General features: G+C 33.2%; 1 protein-coding gene. It reads left to right on the top strand.

The features are described 5' to 3' along the window. A partial coding sequence (locus F0L46_RS27910; protein ID WP_210247713.1) for a hypothetical protein occupies window positions 1-407 on the top strand: 407 nt, incomplete at both ends.

Below are 407 nucleotides of genomic sequence, written 5' to 3'. Positions count from 1 at the left end.
GACGAATCTAGCGCAGATTTGACAGGAGTTGATGAAAAGAAAAAGAAAAAGGAGGAGGAAGAAGAAGAAATCACTGTTATCGAAGAGTCTGAAGAAGAAATGTCGATCGTGGAAGAGAAATCAATAATTGAAGAAAACCACGTAGATGAAAAGAAAAAGAACGAAGAAATAAAAAAGAAAGAAGAAGAAAAAACGACAATTGAAGAAAAGAAAACAGCATCCAAAAAAGTGACTAAGAAAGGAGAAATCACAATAGAAAATAACCAAGAGGAAATGGAGATTGAATCTAAAAAGGCTGACTCTAAAGTTGAATCCAAGAAAATTGAGACCAAAAAGGAAGAAATAAGAAAAGCAGAATTAGAAGCCGAAGAGGCGAAAAAAATTATCGAAAAGAAAACAAACAAGAC

Origin of the sequence: Salinarimonas soli (genome assembly GCF_008386575.1) — a bacterium.
In the GTDB taxonomy this organism is placed as follows: domain Bacteria; phylum Pseudomonadota; class Alphaproteobacteria; order Rhizobiales; family Beijerinckiaceae; genus Salinarimonas_A; species Salinarimonas_A soli.
The sequence above is the reverse complement of the archived record's forward strand: the minus strand, read 5'-3'. Positions and strand labels throughout refer to the sequence as shown.